The organism is Streptomyces sp. NPDC030296, from assembly GCF_055572815.1.
On sequence record NZ_JBVICQ010000007.1, the window covers coordinates 395,889 to 413,395 of the forward strand.

At 75.9% G+C, this 17,507-nt stretch carries 4 protein-coding genes; 1 reads left to right on the top strand and 3 read right to left on the bottom strand.

Translation table 11 applies throughout. The annotated features are described in order from the left end of the window. Positions 1 to 41 precede the first annotated feature (41 nt). The 3 genes from ACZ4Z3_RS22400 to ACZ4Z3_RS22410 all read right to left on the bottom strand — a co-directional run bounded on the left by ACZ4Z3_RS22400 (position 42) and on the right by ACZ4Z3_RS22410 (position 14,300). Positions 42 to 12,812, bottom strand: coding sequence for an amino acid adenylation domain-containing protein (locus ACZ4Z3_RS22400; RefSeq protein WP_468502644.1), 12,771 nt, complete (start codon positions 12,810 to 12,812; stop codon positions 42 to 44). Between the two features lie 99 nt (positions 12,813 to 12,911). Then, complete coding sequence (locus ACZ4Z3_RS22405; protein ID WP_468502645.1) at positions 12,912 to 13,493, bottom strand: AMIN-like domain-containing (lipo)protein; 582 nt, start codon at positions 13,491 to 13,493, stop codon at positions 12,912 to 12,914. Between the two features lie 108 nt (positions 13,494 to 13,601). Then, positions 13,602 to 14,300, bottom strand: a complete 699-nt coding sequence (locus ACZ4Z3_RS22410) for a hypothetical protein (protein ID WP_468502646.1) — start codon at positions 14,298 to 14,300, stop codon at positions 13,602 to 13,604. Between the two features lie 241 nt (positions 14,301 to 14,541). Between ACZ4Z3_RS22410 and ACZ4Z3_RS22415 the strand changes: the two genes are divergently transcribed. Next, positions 14,542 to 17,481, top strand: a complete 2,940-nt coding sequence (locus ACZ4Z3_RS22415) for a SpoIIE family protein phosphatase (RefSeq protein WP_468502647.1) — start codon at positions 14,542 to 14,544, stop codon at positions 17,479 to 17,481. The last annotated feature ends 26 nt before the right edge of the window (positions 17,482 to 17,507 follow it).

The following is a 17,507-nucleotide window of genomic DNA, read 5'->3' on the forward strand; positions in this document are numbered from 1 at the left end:
TCCCCGGCCGGGCGTCGCCATGTGGGGCCGGCCGACCGGGATCAGGGGCGCCGGGGCCGGGGCAGGGGCAGGGTCAGGGCCTTCAGGGTGGTCTCGGGGATCACGTGGTCGAGGAGATGCAGGGGCGCGGCAGTGACCCCGGCCGACTCGGCGGCGTCCCAGTGGGCCAGGGCGTGGGGGAGGTCCACCAGGCCGTGGATCGGGGGGAGTTCCGTGCCGCCGTGGTGGGCGTGGAGCAGCGACTCCAGACGGCAGGACGCGAGGGTGCCGGGCAGATGGGGCTGGAACTGGGTGCCCCGGGCGGGTCCGGTGCGCGCGAGGGGCGGCAGGTCGGCGGACAGCCGGGTCTCGGTGGTCCCCAGCGCGAGCAGTCCGCCCCCGACGAGCAGCACGTCCCGTTCGCGCCGCATCCGCTCCAGGGCCCGCGCGGTGTCGAAGCAGTGCGGGAAGGAGTCGTCCACGACGATCGTGCCGGGACGGAGCCGGTCGACGTCCAGGAGCGCCGTGGGGCCGCTCACCGCGGTGACGACGACGTCGGCGTCCTCGTACAGCTCGGCCGGCAGGCCCGCGGGGGTGCCGGTGGACTCCATGACGTGTACGGCCGTGCCGGGGCGGTCCGCCGACAGTTCGGCGGCGAGACGGCGCAGCCGTGGGGCGCTGCCCGGCAGGTCGCAGAGGATCAGCCGGGCCGGCGGGCGGGGGCTGCGGGTCAGCAGCAGCCGGAGCGACGACGTGCCGATGGAACCGCAGCCGACGACCGCGAGGGTCAGACCGGCGAGGTCCCGGCCGGTCGCGGCGAGCGCCGCGTGCACGGTCTTCACGACGGCGACGGTGGTCGTGGCATGGCCGGTGGTGAGCGCGCCGGGGAGGGCAGCGGCGGTCGTGAGGGCCGCTGCCGCTTCCCGGAGGACGTCGTAGCCGTAGCCGGTGAGGGCCGGGATCACCCCGGCCAGGGAGACGGAACGCGCGCCGAGGGCGAGGGCGTGCTCCACGGCACGTGCCGCGCGGGCGGCCAGCGAACTCCGGTCGTCCGGGGTGGCGAGGGCCGCCAGTTCGTCGGCGAACACCGGCAGGGCGAGGAAGCCGGATGTGCCGAGGGGAGTGGCCGTCGTCTCCAGCAGCCGCGGGCGGTCGTCGGGGAAGAGGAGCGCCCGGAGTTGCTCGCGGCCCGGCACGGCGTGCGGGGGCAGTCCCGCGTACGCGGCCAGGTCGCGGGGCGCGGGCAGATAGCCGATGAGCGCCGCGTCCAGGGGCGCGCCGTCCTCCAGCTCGCGGCGCAACCCGCCCGCGAAAGCGGCCAGTTCCTCCTCGGTGAGGGCGCTCGCCGACGCGCGGACGGTGACACGTACCCCGTCGCCCGAGGGGCGGACGGCGAGGAAGACGTCCGTGCCCACGGGGGGCGGGGCGAGCGCCGTGTCGGTGTCGTCGGGGAGCACGGTCAGCGCGGTGCCGGCCGGGGCTCCGAGGGAGCCGAAGTCCAGGAACGTGAAGAAGAACTGGGCGGTACGGGGCAGGCCGTCGTCCGTCCGCAGGTCCAGCGGTCCGGTGGTCCTGGCCGCGACCGCCTCGGCGGCGACACGGCGCAGGTCGTCCACGAAGGGGCCGGGCGCCTCCCCGTGGACCGGCGGGCGCACGGCCACGGCCTCCGCGAACGGGCCGAACACCCGGTGCGCGTCGGGCACGCTGTCGTCGCGCCCGGTGACCGCGAGGCCGAGCACCAGGTCCCGGTGGCCGGTGAGGCCGACGAGAGCCCGGTGAAACGCGGTGAGGAACGGTGCGTACGGCGTCGTCCCGGCGGTACGGGCGAGCCGGCGCAACGCCCCGGCGCGGTCGGCGTCCAGGGTGAAACCGGCGGTGTGGAAGCCGGGGGTGCGGAGGCCGGTGGGTGCCCCGGTGCCGTCGGCGGGCGGCCGGGAGGCGCGGAGCACGGGGGGCGTGTACGGGGCGTGGTGCCGGGCGAGGTGGTCCGCAGCCGCAGCCGCAGCCGCAGCCGCTGTCGCTGTCGCTGTCTCTGTCGCCGTCCCCGGGGTCGGGGACGGGGCCCGGCGGGTGGCGCGCAGCTCGACGTGGTCGCGGAACGTCGAGCGCAACGGCTCCAGGCCGTCGGGCAGACCGGCCGCGAAACGGTCGTGGACGGTGAGGAGTTCACGGGTGAGCAGGGCGGCGCTGTAGCCGTCGCCGATGAGGTGGTGGGCGTGGACGACGAGGACGTGTTCGTCGGCGTCGACCGTGAACAGACGCAGCCGCAGCAGCGGCCACGCCCACGGCTCGAACCGCCGCCGGGCCTCCTCGGCGATCCGCCGCTCCAGCAGCCCCGGCTCGCTCAGCGCCTCCGTCTCCACCGGCAGCCGCAGCGTGTCCGGCAGTTCCTGCTGCACGGGCGGGCGCGCACCGGCCGGGAACACCGTGCGGAGCATCGGGTGCCGGGCCACGAGGACGTCCACCGCGCGCTGGAACAACTCCGGACGCAGGGGCCCGCGTATGCGGAAACGCGCCAGCCAGGCGGAGTCCCCGGTGCCCCCGGTGCCGCCGGGTGCACCGGAGGCGAGCGCGTCGGCCAGGAGGAAGCCCCGCTGGGAGGGGGTGAGGGGGTAGGGGGCGGCCGGGGCAGTGGGGGAGGCGGGTGCGGCCGGGGCGGGGCCCGCGACGGGGAGCGCGGTGGCCGCCGCCGTGTCGACGGCCGTGTCGTCGGCCGAGTCGATGACCGCCGCGAGCGCGCTCAGCGTGCGGTGCGTGTAGACGGCGGTCGGTCGTGGCAGGTGATGGTGGTCGTCGCGCAGTCGGGAGAACAGCTCCAGCACGGTGAGGGAGTCCCCGCCGAGGACGAAGAAGTCGTCCTCCCGGAAGACCTCGGGCACGTCCAGGAGGTGGGACCAGGCGCGCGCCAGCAGCCGTTCCGTGGGGGTCGCCGGTGGGGTGCGGTGCGCTGTCCGCCCGGGTGCGGGGGTGCCGTGGTCCGGGCGGGGCGCGAGACGGTTGCGGTCGATCTTGCCCGTGCCGGTCAGCGGGAGGGCGGCGAGGGCGTGGATCCGCGCCGGGAGCATGTACGGGGGGAGGGTCCGGGACAGGAAGGCGCGGACCTCGCGGGCGTCGGGTTCGGGCGCCCCGGCCCGGGGTTCGACGTACGCCACGAGCCGCCCCTCCCGCAGCAGTACGGCCGCGCGGGCCAGGGCCGGGTGGGCGAGGAGCGCGGCCTCGACCTCACCGAGTTCGACGCGGTGACCGCGGACCTTGACCTGGTCGTCGAGACGGCCCAGGAACTCCAGCACCCCGTCGGCCGTACGGCGGACGCGGTCGCCGCTGCGGTACCAGCGCCGTCCGTCCCGCTCGGTGAAGGCCGCCGCGGTGAGGTGCGGGTCGCCGAGGTAGCCGGAGGTGAGCCCGGTGCCGGCGATGAGGAGTTCCCCGGCCTCCCCGGGGGCGCAGGCCCGGCCCTCCGCGTCCACCACGGCCAGTTCGGTGCCGGCGATCGGGCGGCCGATGGGGAGATGGCGGACGTCGTCGGCGGGGCGGGTGTCGATGATGTGGCAGGTCGCGTTGATGGTGGCCTCGGTGGGGCCGTACAGGTTGGCGACCCGGTGGCGGACCAGGCGGGCATCAGGGGCGCCGGGGACGCCCAGGGCGTGGGTCGGGGCGGCCGTCGCGTCGAGGAGGTCGAACCAGCGGCGGACGTGAGCCGCGGGGAGGGCCTCGCCGCCCACGTGGACCCAGCGGAGGGCGGAGAGGTCCGGGGGTGCCGCCCCGTCCCGGCGGACACGCTCCTCGGCGGCGGTCAGCAGGCGTTCCCAGAGCGTCGGGACCGAGCTCCACACCGTGATCCGGTCCACCACGACCCGGTCGAGGAGCGCCTCGGGGTCGCGCAGCAGATCGCGGGAGACGGTGTGCACCGAGGCGCCGACGAGCAGCGGGGCCAGCAACTGCCGTACGGAGGCGTCGAAACAGACCGACGCGGTCTGCGCCAGCCGGTCGCCCGGCCCGTAGCCGAAGGTGGCGAGCGCCCAGTCGAGGTAGTTCGCCATGGACCGGTGGGTGACGGGCACGGCCTTCGGACGGCCCGTCGAGCCGGAGGTGAAGATGACGTACGCGACGGCCTCGGGGTCGTACGGGGCGGAGTCGACGAGGTCGGCCGCGGTGGACCCGTCCGGGAGTCGGGTGGGGACGTCGGCCGTGGCGGCAGGGCGTGAGGGTGCCTCGGTCGTGACGACCGGGACGACCCCCTCCAGTCGGGCGGCGGTCTCGTGGTTCGCCGGGTCGCACACCAGGACACGGACGCCGGTACGGGCCAGTTGGTCGCGGTGCCGGGCGGCGGGGTGGGTGGCGTCCAGCGGTACCCAGCCGGCGCCCGCACGCAGGATGGCGACCACCCCGGTGACGGTGGCGGTGCCGCCCGGTTCGGTGAGCAGCCCGACGAGGTCGCCGGGGCGCACCCCGTGGGCGCGGAGCCGGGCGGCCAGGGCGGCGGACGCGGTGTCGAGGGCCGCGTAGGTGAGGGTGGAGTCGCCGGTGTGGACGGCGACGGCCTCGGGCGTGGCACGGAACCGCGCGCACAGGCGGTCCACGATGCCGGGCTGTCCGTTGCCCGCCGGCTGCGCCCCGCGCTCGGCGGCTTCGAGGGCCGGACGTGCGGGCGGCTGCCGGTGCGGGGCGTACACGACGGCCGGCTCCCTCGACCCGGCCGCGACGGCGCGCAGTTCGGCGACGTACGCGTCGGCGAGGCCGCGTACCGTCTCGGGGCGGAACAGCCGGGCCGGGTGGTTCCAGGACAGGCGCAGGCTCGCGTCGGCCTCCCAGCACAGCAGGCCGAGCCGGGTGGCGGCGGTGGCGGTGGCCGCGGCCGTCGGGGTGACGGTGACGGGCCAGTCCGGGCCGTGGACCACCGGGAAGCGGGCGAAGCTGAAGCCCGCCTCGGCGACCGTGCGTGGCGCCGGTCCGGTGGCGGGCCGCACCTCGCCGAGCAGCCGGGCGAGGTCGGCGCTGCCGAGTGTCGCGTGCGCCTCGGTCTCCCGCCAGATCTCCCGGACCCGCCCGGCCAGCGCGGTCACCGGCTCGTCGGGGCCGACCGTCACGAACACCGGCAGGGTGTCGGCGAGCGGCCCCACCAGACGGTCCACCCCGGCGATCGCCACCTCGCGGCGCGCCCGCGCCACGTTCACGGCGACCTCCGGACGCCCGCTCCACCGGGCAAGGCACTGCCCGTAGGCCGCCAGCAGCAGATGGAACAGCGACACCTCGTGCCGCGCCGCCACCTCGCGCAGCGCGGACGTCAACTCCTCGTCGATCTCGGTGCGGTGATGGACGAGCGGCGGCACCGGGGGCGCGTCGGGGTCGCCGTCGTAGGGGAGGGCCGGGGCCGGGGTGGCGGATGTGGTGGTGGGGGCGGACAGGTGCGTGGTGAGGCGGTCGCGCCAGTACCGCTGGTCCCGCTCGAACGCCGGGGAGTGCCGTTCGGCGGTGAGGGCGGCCACGTAGGCGCCGAACTCGCTGGAGGCGGGCGGGAGTTCGGGGCGCTCTCCCCGTGTGAGGGCGGTGTACAGCGACCAGAGGTCCTCGCTCAGCACCTTGAGGCTGTAGCCGTCGGCGGCGGCGTGGTGGACGACCAGGAGCAGATGGGTGAGGTGCGCGTCCTCCTCGTCGGGGACCAGCACGGCGCGTACGGGGTCCTCCGCGGTGAGGTCGAAGGGGCGGTTGCAGAGGGCCTGTGCGAGGTCGGCCAGGGCGCGGGGACCGGCCGGGACCTGCCGGATCTCGTACCAGGCGGGTCCGGAACCCTGGGCGGTGGGCACCTCGGCGGGCGCGGTGTACTGGCGCGGGCGGACGCCGTCGTCGCCGGTCAACCGCATCCGGAGCAGGGGGTGACGGAGGGCCAGGCGGGCGAGCGCCCGGCCGAGGAGCGCGGGGTCGAGGGGGCCGCTGACGGTCTGGCGGACATAGCCGTACGCGGTGACGCCCTCGTGAAGCGACGCGCTGGTGTGGAAGGCGAGTTGGAGAGGGGTGAGGGGCAGAAGGCCGTCCTCGGAGCCGGACTCGGAGCCGGACCCGGTGGTGGGAGGCGCGGCGGGCAGGGCGGGTGGTGCTGCCGTGGGCGTCCCGGTGGCCAGATGGGCGGCCAGTTCGCCGATGGTGCGGTACTCGAAGAGCAGGGTGGCGGGCAGCGGCCGGCCCAGCTCCCGCTCCAGACGCCGGGCGAGGTCCACGGCACTGAGGGAGTCCAGCCCGAGCCCGAGGAAGGGGGCGTCCTCCGCGATGTCCTCGGGGGAACGGTGAAGGGCTTCGGCGAGCAGACGGCGGAGGATCGCGGTGATCTCGGGGGCCGTGCCGCAGGCGGAGGCAGGCGTGGGTGCGATCGGTGCCGGTGCCGGCACCGGTGCCGGTAGCGGGCTCTGTGTGGGGTCCGGTGTCGGTGTCGGTCTCGGCGGCGTCGGTTCCGTCGTGCCCGTCACCAGTACGTGGGGCGCGTCCAGGGTGAGGGCCGTGCGGAGGGCGGTGAGGGCGGCGCGTACGGGCATGGGGGCGAGGCCCCGGGCGCGGAGCCGGTCCTCGGCGCGGGTGCCGCTCGCCAGGCCCGTGTCGGAGACCGGTCCGAGGGCGATCGTCCGCCAGGGGCGCCCCGCGGCGTGCTCGGCGGTGGTGAAGGCGTCGAGGAACGCGTTGGCGGCGGCATAGTCGCCGAGGGCGCCGGACAGGCCGGGCAGGACCGAGGAGACGGAGGAGAAGACGACGCGGACGGCGCTGTCGTGGCCGTACCGGCGCAGCGCCTCGGCGAGGAGGGCCGTGCCGTGGACCTTGGCCGCGAGGGTCTCCTCGATCTCGTCGTCGGACTTGCCTCGCAGGCTGCCGGGGCGGGCCGTACCGGCCGCGTGGAAGACACCGTCCAGGGGCGGCAGCCCGGCGACGAGGTCGTCGAGGGCGTTGGCGTCGCTCACGTCCGCCGCCTGGTAGCGGGCGCGGGCGCCGAGCGCGCGGAGTTCGGCGAGCAGGGTGCGGGGCGGAGTGGGGGTGCGGCCGGTGAGGACGAGGTCGGGGGCGCCGCGCTCCGCGAGGTCGCGGGCGAGCGCGGAACCGAGGCCGCCGGCACCGCCGGTGATGAGGTACGTGCCGTTCGGGGGGAGGGCGTCGGCGGTCGTCCGGGTGGTGCCGGTCGCGGCGACGGGCGTACGGGCGAGGCGGCGGGACGCCCGCCAGGCGACGGTGCCGACGGCGCTGCCGGGAGTGTCACCAGCGGTGTCGCCGAAGGCACCGTCGGGGGCGTCGGCCGCGTACAACTCCCGTTCCAGTGACCGGAGTCGGGTGGCGAGCGGGTCGCCGGAGGAGAGGTCGACGCCGCGGGAGGACAGTGCCGGGTGCTCGTCGGGGAGGGCCAGGGCGAAGCCGTGGAGGAGCGCCCCGGCGGGCCGGGCGCGCTCGGGGGTGTCTCCGCTGCCGGTGGTGTACGCGTCCTCCGTGACGAGCAGCAGGCGGGTGGGGGCGGTGCCGCACAGGGCGAGAACGCCCCGGAGGGAGGCGATGGCGTCGGTGGTCGTGGTCGTGGTCGTGGCTGACTCGGTCGGCTCCTCGGCGAACCACACCAGGGTCTCGGGGGTGTTCGGCCCGCCCGGAGAGCTGTCGTCCGGCCCCAGCACCGTCACGCCGTGCTCGGTGAGGCGGTCGGCGAGGGCCCGTGCGAGGGCCGTGTCGGCGCCGGCGAGGCGTACGAGGCGGGGACCCGGCGCGGCGAGGAGCGGGGCGTCGCGCCAGAGGAGGGGCCGGGGGACGGGACCGCCGTCGACCTCGGGGGCGGCAGGTGTGGCGTGGGGCGCCGGGGGCGTGTCGAGCCGCTCCGGCCAGTACCGGCGACGCTGGAACGGGTACGGAGGGACGGGCACCCGGCGGTGCCCGGCGGGGACGCGTGCGGGGGCCGTCGGCGACAGCGGCGCCCCGCGTGTCCACAGGCGGCCGACCGTTTCCAGCAGGGAGTGCGCGCCGCAGGGTCCGGCGCTCCCACCGTCCGGAGCGAGACTCGGGGCGGGACTCAGGGCGGGCAGGTACGCGACGCCGGACGACGAGGACGGCAACCCGGTCCCAGCCCCGGCCGCGGACCCGGTCTCCGCCCCGACCCCGGTTCCGGCCCCCTCCCCGTGCCGGGCGGCGGCGATGGTGCGGACGGGGCCCGAGAGGGTGTCGCCGGGGCCCAGTTCGACGAAGGTGTCGTAACCCTCGTCGAGGAGCCGGGTCACGGCGGCGCCGAAGCGTACGGGGCGGGCCGCGTGGTCGCGCCAGTACGCGGGGGTCAGGTCCGGGCCCCACTGCCCGCTGACCGTGCTCAGCATCGGAACGGCGGCCGGGAGCACGGTCAGCGCCTTCGCGGCGTTGCCGAGCGGGTCGAGCACGGGCTCCAGCAGGCGGGAGTGGAAGGCGTGCGAGACGCGCAGCCGGCGTGCGGCCACACCGCGCGCCGTCAGGGCGGCGATCGCGCGGTCGACGGCGTCGGACGGGCCGGCGATCACCAGCTGGGTGGGCGAGTTGACGGCGGCCACGCACAAGTCGCCGTCGCACGCGGCGATCACGGGGGCGACGGTGTCCTCGTCGCCCCGGACGGCGGCCATGGCGCCCGGTGTGGCGAGTTCGCCGATCAGGCGTCCGCGTTCGGCGGCGAAGGCGAGCGCGTCCGGGAGGGAGAGGACGCCGGCGAGGTGCGCGGCGGTGATCTCGCCGACGCTGTGCCCGACGACCGCGTCGGGGCGCACCCCCCACGCGCCGAGCTGTGCGGAGAGGGCCGCGCCGAACGCGACGAGGAGGGGCTGGGCCACCTCCGTCCGCGCCAGCGCCTCCGGGGTGACGTGCTCGTCCAGGCACCACGTGGTCAGGGAACGGCCCAGGACCGGGCCGACGAGCGCGGACGCCTCGTCAAGGGTGTCCCGGAAGGCGGGGGCGGACCGGTACAACGCGCGGGCCACGGCGGGGCGCTGGGCACCCTGACCGGGGAGGACGAAGACCGTACGGGGCCGGGCGCGGGTGGGTTCCGCGTCCCCGGCGCGGGCGGCCGCCTCCTCCAGTCGCCGGAGGAGGTCGCCGTCGGCCACGACCGCGAGACGGTACGGGGCGTCGTCGCGCGCGGTGCCGACGGCGGCGCACACGTCCGCCTCGGGAAGTTCGGGACGCGCTCGGAGGTGCGCGGCGAGCTCGCCGACGGCCGCCCGCAGGGCGCCGGGGGTCCGAGCGGAGAGGGTGAGCAGACACGGCCCGGAGGCCCCGGCCGCGCCCCCGACGGGGCGGTCACGCCCGGACCGGCCAGCATCTCCGCACGTACGGAAACCGGCGTCTCCACCCGTACGGCAGCCGGCTTCCCCGCAGTCACGGCAGCCGGCTTCCCCGCAGTCACGGTGACCCGTGGTGTCCGGCGCCTCCTCCAGGATCGCGTGGGCGTTCGTGCCGCCGAAGCCGAACGCGTTGACCCCCGCGGTGAGGGGGTGGTCGTCCGAGGTGGTCCAGGGTTCCGGCTCCGTCACGAGGCGGAAGCCGGGGGCCGTGTGGGCGAGGAACGGGGCGGGCCGGGAGGCGTGTGGCATGGGCGGGAGCCGGCGGTGCGTGAGCGCGAGGACGACCTTGACGAGGGCGGGCATCCCGGCCGCGTTGAGAAGGTGCCCGAGGTTCGCCTTGACCGAGCCCAGCCGTCGCGGGAGCCCGTCGGGACGCGGCGGGAACGCCTGGCCGAGGGACCGCGCCTCCACCGGGTCCCCGATCGGCGTACCCGTGCCGTGCGCCTCGACGTACGACACGGCGGCCGGATCCACCCCGCACTCCGCGTACGCCCGCGCGACGACCTCGCGTTGCCCGCGCGGCGTGGGCGCGAGCAGGCCGAGCGAGCGGCCGTCGTTGTTCACCGCCGTCCCGCGTACGAGGGCGAGGACCGGGTCGCCGGCGGCGCGGGCCTCGTCCGGGCGGGCGAGTACGAGGACCGCGCCACCCTCCCCGGGCACGAACCCGTCGGCGTCGGCGTCGAACGCCCGGCACCGGCCGGTCGGCGACAGCGCGCCCGTCGCTTCGAGCAGCCGGTGCCCGGTGCCCGTCAGGCCCAGGTTGACCCCGCCGACCACGGCGAGGTCGCACTCCCCGGCGGCGAGGCTCCGCCGGGCCAGGTGCAGCGCGACCAGCGCGGACGAGCACGCGGTGTCGACGGCGAGCGCCGGGCCGGTCAGGTCCAGCACCTGGGAGACCCGGGCGGCGATCAGGTTGGGCAGGTTGCCGGTGAGGGCGGCCGGGTGGCGGGCGAGGTCACCGTCGGCGGCCTCGGCAAGGACCTCGCGGTAGCCGCTGTCGCCGGTGGCCGCGAAGACGCCGACCCGGCGGCCGGCCCGGCGGGGGCCCGCGTACCCGGCACGCTCCAGTGCCTCGTGGGCCAGTTCGAGGAAGATCCGCGCCTGCGGGTCGGTCGCCCTCGCCTCCGCGTCGTCCATCCCGAAGAAGTCGGCGTCGAAGGCCGCGGGTTCGGGCAGGAAGGAGCCGAACCGGGTCCTCGGGAGGGGCCCGTTCCCCCACCGGTCCTCGGGTACCGCGCCGACGGTGTCGCCCCCGGCCGCCAGCAACTCCCAGAACTCCTCGGGCGACCCGACCCCGGGAAACCGGCACGCCACCGAGAGCACGGCCACGGCACCGGAGGAGACCCCGCCGCCGCGGCTACGGTCACGACGACCACGGGGAACGGCGGCAGCCGAAGCAGCGGCCGCCTCCGCCACGGGCCCCGCCTCCGCCACGGGTCCCGCCGGAGCCACAGGTCCTGTCTCCGCCGCCTCGACGAGATACCCCGCCAGCCCCGCCACCGTGTCGTGGTCCCGCAGGGCCCTCGGCTCCACCGTGACCGCGAACGTGTCCTCCAACTGCGCCAGCACGGCCATCGCCTTCAGCGAGGAGCCGCCGAGGTCGAAGAACCGGTCGTAAAGCCCGATCTCGCCCTCGGGCCGCTCCAGCACCCCCGCCCAGACCCGCCGTACGACCTCCCGCACGTCCCGCACCGAACGAGGCGCCCCAGCCACCGAAACCACAGGTCTCCGGGCCCCACCCGCCTCGCACGGCTCCCCCGCCCTCCCCGTCCCCGCGTCCCCCCAGCGTTCCTCGACCGCCGCGAACCGCCCGGCCTCGAACCGCTCCCGCAGCGCGCCCCTGCGGAGCTTGCCGCTGGTGGTGCGGGGGAACGCCGCCGGCGGCAGCGGCAGGACCCGTACGTCGTCGTGGCCGAGAGCCTCCCGCAGGCGTCCGGCGGCGGCCCGCAGCACGGGGGCGGCGGTCGTGGCGGGAGGTCTCGCCCACCGCACGAACGCGACGACCCGCTCGCCCCCGCCGTCCGGGTCGGTGGATCCGACGACCGCGGCGGTCGTACCGGACGGCAGCCCCGGCGTCGCCGCGACCGTCTCCTCCAGGTCCGACGCGTGGAACGTACGGCCGTTGACGAACACGACGTCCTTGTGGCGCCCGGTGACCACCAGCCGCCCACCCCGAAGGAACCCGAGGTCCCCGGTCCGCAGCCACCCGTCGTCCCCGAACGCCTCCGCGCTCGCCCCCGGCGCCCGGTGGTACCCCCGCGCCACCTGGGGTCCCCGCACCTCCACCTGCCCCACCCGCGACTCACCGAGCACACCACGGGCGGCAGGCGCACCCTCCGGGTCCCCCGCGCCGCCGTCGCCCTCGCTGTCCCCCACCGGCCCGGTGATCCTGACCTCGCAGCCCTCCACCGGCAGGCCGAGGTCCATCAGCTCCACCGCGTCCGTGCCCGGCGCGGTCTCCACCGCCCGGCCCCGGCTGAGCGCGGCCCGGTCGAGCACCACCGGCTCGGCGCGCTCGCCCAGCGGCGGCACCGTCACCGCGAGCGTCGCCTCGGCGAGGCCGTAGACGGGCAGCGGGGCGCGCGGGTCGAGCCCGGCGGGGGCGGTGTGGGCCTGGAAGGCGCGCCAGACGCGCGGAGCGATCGGCTCGGCGCCCACGAGCAGCAGCCGTACGTGGCTCAGGTCGAGCCCGGCGAGGGTCGCGGCAGGGATCCGCCGTACGGCCAGATCGAGGGCGAAGTTGGCGGCCGACAGCAGGGTCGCGCGGTGCCGGGCGGCGGCCTCCAGCCACAGGGCGGGGCGCTTGGCGAAGGACAGCGGTTCGACGCGTATCTGCCGCACACGCGCGGCCATCGGCACCAGGTGCGTGCCGATGAGGCCCATGTCGTGGAAGTACGGCATCCAGGTCGCTATGACGTCGTCGCCGGTGATGGCCATCGCCGTACGGATCTGGCGGAGGTTCGCGAGGACCCCGGCGTGGGTCAGTTCGACGCCCTTGGGGGAGCCGGTGCTGCCGGAGGAGAACTGGAGGAACGCGACGTCGTCGGGCGCGGGCCGGTGCGGTCGCCGGGGCGGGCGGCCCTCGCGGAGCGCGTCGAGCGTCAACGCCGCGACCGCCGCGTCCAGTTCGCCGAGCAGGGGTGCCGTGGAGGCGTCGACGACGACCGGCGGGCGGCCGAGGAGTTCCCACACCGGTCCGACGCGGCGGGGTTCGGGCGCGAGCGGCACGGGGACGGCGCCGGCCGCCAGCGCGCCCCAGAACATCGGCTGGAAGTCCTCGCCGCGGTCGGCTACCAGCGGCAGCGGGGTGCCCGCGGTGACGCCGGCCTCGATCAGGCCGCCCGCCACCCGCAGCGCCTCGTCGCGGAGTCCGGCGAAGGTGACGGTGTGCTCGCCGCCGTCGGCCCGCACATGAACGACGGTCCGCTCGGGAACCTCCCGCGCCGCGCCCAGCAGCACGTCCAGCAGCGTCTCGGCCGACACCCCGCCGTTCACACCTTCATTCGATCTCTCCACCGTGCGGACCCTACAAGTCGGGCACCGCGGAACAGCACCGGCGCTCGGCCGCCGCGTGTTCCCGGCCCCCGCCGCGGGTCGCGCGCCGCCCGCGCGGCGTCAGCGGGTGCTCGTCCAGCTGTGGGCGACGTCGACGACCAGCCGGTCGTGCAGCCGGATCACCCGGAACGGGAGCCGGGCGCGGACACCGAGACCGATCTGCGTCTCACCCTCGAAGCTGCCCGCGAAGCGGGTGTCGCGGAAGGTGCGGTAGCCGGTGACGTCGACGCCGGGCAGCGGCTTCGCGGCCTTCCCCGGGTAGGCGACCGCGCCGGTCTCCGGGTCGTAGCTGGGGGCGCCGATCCTGACCTCCAGGACGGCGCCGCCGCCGACAGGGATGACGTCGCCCGAGCCGACCTGGTGCAACCGGTCGACGTACTGGACGTAGTAGCCGATGTGGTCGCCTCCGCCGGGGACGTCGAAGACCATGCGGTCGTAGCAGTCGTGGCGGCCGGTCCTGATGTCGGCCAGCGGGACGGTGCCGCTGTCCGGGACGCCCTTGAGGCCGCTGCCCCAGCCCGTCGGGCAGGCCGCCGCCGCCCGCGCGCCGCCCGCCGGAGCGGCACTCGCGCCGCCGCCCGCCGCCACCGTCGCCGTGCCGGCGAGCACGAGTACGGCCACCGCCGCTCCGATACGTCGCATGTCGTCCCCCCTTGGATCGCATGACGCTGCTATGGGGTGAGACGGCCCGGTACGGCGGATGGTTGTGTCCCGGTCGCGACGAACGGCCCCGGACCCGCGCCGCCCGGGTCAGCGGGTCGCCGGGGCGGGGGAGGGCACCTTGCGCAGCAGGGGTGCGGAGGCGCCGCGACCGGTGGTGCCGCCCGCGGGCCGGCCGCCGATGTACTGGGTGTGCAGGCTGTCGTCGATCCGGCAGAGGATCCCGGTGGTGCGGCCGGGCGGCGCGCCCGGGTCGAGCTTGGCGGTGAACGACGCCAGCCGGTCGTAGAGGGTCCTGCAGCGGGCCCCGGTGGCGGACAGCTCCGCCGTCGTGGCCGTGTGCAGGGCGTCGAGGACGAGGACGAGGTTCTGCCCGGACAGCAGCACGTCCTGCATGCCTCCCTCGGCCTTGGTGACGCGGCCCGGCGGCAGGTTCGGGTCCGCGGTGAACCGGCCCGCCTCGCTCACACCGGGACCGATCCGGTCGTAGGGGTCGCGGGTGCTCTGGGTCCAGTTCGGCTCCCAGACGCCGAAGGCGGCGCGCGCCATGAAGGTCCAGGTGTCCTCGTGGCAGCGCAGCGTGATGTACGAGACGCCGGCGGCCCGGCGGAGCGTGCGGTTGTGCTCGTCGAGCGCGACCCGGTTCTCCGCGAGGGCGGCCAGGAGCACGGCCCGGTCCTCCTCACGCCATCGCCGCTCCTGCTCCTCGCGCTGAACTCTCAGCTCTCGTCCGAGCTGCTGGTTCCTCCTGTACTGCTCGACGAACGTCTTGACCAACGACTTGAACATGGGGCGCCTGCTGGGGGTCGGCCGGACAACCTGGGTCTTGCAGCGGCCCAACGACCCGCGCCGGATCTTGGTCACGCCACCCGCGCGGCGACGGCCGCACACGATGGGCACATTTTCTGTCGGTACGTCAATTGTTGTGCTCAACAAGCCAGTTGAGCGCCATGAGCTGGTGCGGACGATCCGTCAGTGAGTTCCCGTGGTGCACTGCCTTGATCGAGCGGTGAACGTTAAGGTCGGATTCATGAACGCACGGCTGGCCCTGCTCGGCACGGTGGAACCCGGTGTCGCGGAGAGCGAGGTCTTCCGCCTCGCGCTCCAGCACGCGGTCGGAGAACTCGGCGCTCTCGGCGGCATGATCCACCTCCGCGGGCCGCTGTCGGCGCTCCGTCTGGTGTCGGCGACCGGCCTCCCGGCCGCCCTCACCCGCCCCTGGGAGATCATCGACCAGGAGGGCCCCCTGCCCCCGGCCCGCGCCCTCCACCGCGACCACGGTGCCTGGGCGCCCGTCGCCTCCGTCGACCCGACCTGGCCCGGCACCGGTCTCGCCGCCCTCCCCATGGCCTGCGGCGACCGGGCGATCGGCGCGCTCTCGGTCCTCACCGGCGACCGCGGCGAACCCGGCGACGACCACTGGGGGTTCCTGCGGGACGTCGTCGCCTGGACCGAGGAGCGGATGGCGCAGGCCCCGCCCCCGTCGGGCCCCGCCCCCGCCGAGTCCGGGGGCGAGCCGCTGCGGCAGGCCCTGAAGGACGTCAGCGTCGGCTCCTGGGACTGGGACATCCGCACCGGCGACCTGATCTGGGACGACGCGGCCCTGGAGCTGTACGGCACGCGACCCGCCGACTTCACCGGCAGGATCGACAACTGGATGCGGATCGTCCACCCCGACGACCTCGCCCCCACCCTCGCCGCGGCCCACCGCGCCATCCGCGACCGCACCGTGTACGAGGCGGAGTACCGCGTACGGCGCCTGGACGGCAGCTACGGATGGACCCGGGCCCGCGGCCGCGCCACCTACGACGAGCACGGCACCCCCCGGCGGATGGTCGGCGTCGGCTGGGAGAGCACCGCGTCCGGCTCCACCCGCGACGCGCTCAGCCGGGCCGTGCGCCACATGAGCGACGCCTTCCTCGCGGTCGACACGGCATGGCGGATCACCTTCGCCAACCTGGAGACCGAACGCATGCTGGGCCTGTCCGAGGACGAGATCGTCGGACGGGTGCTGTGGGAGCTGGCCGTCGAGTGCGACGGGGCGCCCGGCCTGGAGCGGCTGTGCCGCAAGGCCGCCGCCGACCAGAGGCCCACCGGGTTCGACGTGCACAGCCCCGGCAAGGACCGCTGGTTCCACCTCCGGGTCGTTCCGGGACCCGACGGCCACACCCTGTACTTCACCGACACCACCGAGAACCGCCGGCTGGAGGAGGAACGCCGCGCCGCCGAGCGGGCCGCCACCGAACGGGCTTCCCGCACAGCTGAGTTGACGGCCGCGCTGGCCAAGGCGACCACCACGCGGGATGTGATCGAGGCGGTCGCCCGGCGGGTGCTGCCGCCGTTCGCCGCCAGCGGGTTCCTCGTCCAGGAGGTCGAGGGCGACCGCCTCCACAACCTCGGCGCGGTCGGCTACTCCGCCGAGTTCATCGAGCTGGTCGACCACCGCCCCAAGGCACGCCACGGGCCCGCGTGGGACGCCATCGCCACCGGCGGACCCGTCTTCCTCTCCTCGGCCGAGGAGTACGCGGCGTACGTGCCGGACCACGCCGACCTGCCCCGCCGGTCGGGCAAGCAGTCCTGGGCGTTCCTGCCGCTGACCGCCTCCGACCACACCTTCGGGGTGTGCGTCGTCTCCTTCGACCGGCCGCGCCGCCTCACCGAGGAGGAGCGCACCCTCCTCACCGCGATCAGCGCGCTCCTCGCCCAGTCCCTCGAACGGGCCCGCCTCTTCGACGTCGAGCACACCCGCTCCCACGCACTCCAGCGCGGCCTCCTCCCGCAGGCCCTGCCCGACCTGCCCGCCTGCGAGTCCGCCGCCCGCTATCTGCCGGCCGGACGGGGCATGGACGTCGGCGGCGACTGGTACGACGTCATCCCGCTCTCCAGCGGCCAGGTCGCCCTCGTCGTCGGCGACGTCATGGGCCACGGACTGCCCGAGGCCGCCACCATGGGCCGGCTGCGCACCGCCGTCCACACCCTCGCCGACCTCGAACTGCCGCCCGACGAGATCATGACCCACCTCAACGACCTCGTCGCCGGCATGGGCGAGGAGTCGTACGTGACCTGCCTGTACGCGCTGTACGACTCCACGACCCGGATCTGTTCCCTCGCCCGCGCCGGGCACCCGCCACCGGCGCTGGTCCTGCCCGACGGCAGTGTGCGCTTCCCGGACCTGGCCGCCGACCCGCCGCTGGGCGCGGCCGAACCGCCCTTCGAGACGGTCGAACTGCACGTGCCCGACGGGAGCATGCTCGTGCTCTACACCGACGGCCTCGTGGAGTCCTCGAAACGCGAGATGGACGAGGGCATGGCCGAACTCGCCCGGCTGCTGCGCAACGCCCACGACGACGGCACCGCCGACGACCTGGAACTCCTCTGCGACACCCTCATCCACGGGCTGCTCCCGGCCCACCAACAGGCCGCCGACGACGCCGCGTTCCTCGTCGCCCGGCTGCACGCCCTCACCGAGGACAAGGTGGCGTGCTGGCCGCTCCTCGACGACCCGAGGGCCGCCGGGCAGGCCCGCCGCCACGTCCGGGAACAGCTCGCCGCCTGGGGCCTGGACGACCTCGCCCCCACCACCGAACTGCTCGCCAGCGAACTCGTCGGCAACGTCGTACGCCACGCCAAGGGTCCCGTGCGGCTGCGGCTCCTGCACGGCTCCGAGCTGACCTGCGAGGTCTTCGACGGCAGCCTCACGATGCCCCGAATACGCCGGGCCACCGACACCGACGAGGGCGGCCGCGGCCTCCAGCTCATCACCGCCCTCTCCCAGCGCTGGGGCACCCGCTACACCCCCGACGGCAAGTGCATCTGGACCGAGCTGCCCCTGACCGGCCCCGACCCCCGCGGACAGCCGCCGAACCCGTTGGACCCGCTGTGCGCCGTCCCCGACGACTTCGACGGCGACCTGGACACGCTCACCTTCTGCGACCCGGCCGACGACCCGGCCCCGGACCGGGACCGGTAGGGCACCGGGCCCCGGTCACGCCGGCC